This window comes from Pseudoalteromonas sp. P1-9, assembly GCF_001399975.1.
GTDB lineage: Bacteria > Pseudomonadota > Gammaproteobacteria > Enterobacterales > Alteromonadaceae > Pseudoalteromonas.
Window position 1 is genome coordinate 1 of record NZ_LKBD01000094.1, and the last position, 1,711, is coordinate 1,711.

A 1,711-nucleotide genomic window follows, 5' to 3' on the forward strand; every position below is an offset into this window, starting at 1 on the left:
TTTCAGATTTCAGATTTCAGATTTCAGATTTCAGATTTCAGATTTCAGATTTCAGATTTCAGATTTCAGATTTCAGATTTCAGATTTCAAAATTTAGAATTTAGAATTTAGAATTTAGAATTTAGAATTTTTTCGGCAAGTGGTAATCTGAGATCTAATTTCTGCAGGCTACTTCGAAACATGCAAATAGAACAACACGTATTACAAGGTATTTGCTTTTTACCTTCTCCTCATTTTAATGAACGACCAGATGAAGAAGATATTTCTCTGATTGTACTTCACAATATTTCGTTGCCAGCGGGTCAGTTTGGTTTACCGTATATATCTGATTTATTTTTGGGCTGTTTGGATTGCAAGGCGGACCCGAGTTTTTCAGATTTAGAAGGGCTTGAGGTATCAGCGCATTGCTTAGTTCGCCGCGATGGTGAGGTTATTCAGTATGTACCGTTTAATAAACGTGCGTGGCATGCGGGTGTGTCTGATTATAAAGGTAGGCAGGGATGTAATGACTTTAGTATTGGTATTGAATTAGAGGGGTGCGATCATGTTCCTTTCACAAATGAGCAGTATGCTAGTCTTGAAGAACTGGTCAAAATGCTTTTAAAACATTATCCTAAGTTAAATTCAAAAGCGATCACGGGTCATAGTGATATCGCGCCAGGTCGGAAAACAGATCCTGGTCCACACTTTGATTGGGCCCGATTTCATGTCTCATTAACGTAGCAGAGAACAAGATGATTTTAATTTCAGTAATCTTAGCACTTATTATTGAAAGACTAGCCGCAAAAGAAGATGCATGGCAGCTTAATACCTATGTTAAGCATTTTATTAGTGTAAGTGAATCAAATGGCTTGTTTAGTAAGATTTACTCGCGTCGAGTGGACTTCTTTATTTGGCTATTACTTCCCGTATTACTGCTCTTTGCTGTGAGCGAAACATTTGATTTTGTTTTGCTTGAACTTGCGATTAACGTGGTTGTGTTATTAGTGTGTTTTGGTTGTGCTTACTTGCGTGAAAAATATAAAGGGTATTTAAACGCGCTGCAGCGAGATGATGCAGAAGCTGCAACACTGTATGCGCTTCAATTAGGTCAAAAACGCACTGAACAGGATGGTGGTGAAACACTCGGCCAAACAATCGCCTGGATTAACTTTCGTTATTATGGTGCGGTTATTTTTTGGTTTGTTATCTTCGGTGTGTGTGGCGCACTCGGTTATGCGTTGATTCGAAATTTTGCGGATTCAACCCGTAATGATCCTGAATCAGTCTTTCGAAAACACAAAAAGGTGCTTCATAAAACACTTTATTGGCTTGACTGGTTACCGGCACGTATTGTCAGCTTTGGTTATTTAATTATTGGTAACTTTAGCCAAGGCACGGCAACTTATTTAAAATATGTATTTAACTTTTCAGTACCAAACAGACGAGTAATCGGTGACATTGCCCATGCCGCTGAACGTGTAGAGCAAGAGTTTATCGGCTGCAGCTTTGAAGCCAAATGCATGGTGCGTTTAGTAAAGCGAAACATGCTATTAATGTTAGCGGCGATTGCAATCCTTACCTTATTGGGATCGGTTGGTTAAATAAGAGTTGAGATTTCAGCGTTTAGGTTTCAGAATTTTTGCTGAACCCTGAACCCTGAACCCTGAACCCTGAACCCTGAACCCTGAACCCTGAACCCTGAACCCTGAACCCTGAACCCTGAACCCTG

2 protein-coding genes are annotated in these 1,711 nt (G+C 39.6%); both read left to right on the forward strand.

From position 1 onward, the window contains the following. Nucleotides 1-180 precede the first annotated feature (180 nt). Nucleotides 181-723: a 1,6-anhydro-N-acetylmuramyl-L-alanine amidase AmpD gene (gene ampD / locus AN214_RS21650; protein ID WP_054981605.1), complete on the forward strand. Its 543-nt coding sequence runs from the start codon at nucleotides 181-183 to the stop codon at nucleotides 721-723. An 11-nt stretch (nucleotides 724-734) separates the two neighbouring features. Further along, entirely contained in the window at nucleotides 735-1,583 is an 849-nt protein-coding gene (gene ampE / locus AN214_RS21655) for a beta-lactamase regulator AmpE (RefSeq protein ID WP_054981606.1), read from the forward strand. Nucleotides 1,584-1,711: the final 128 nt, after the last annotated feature.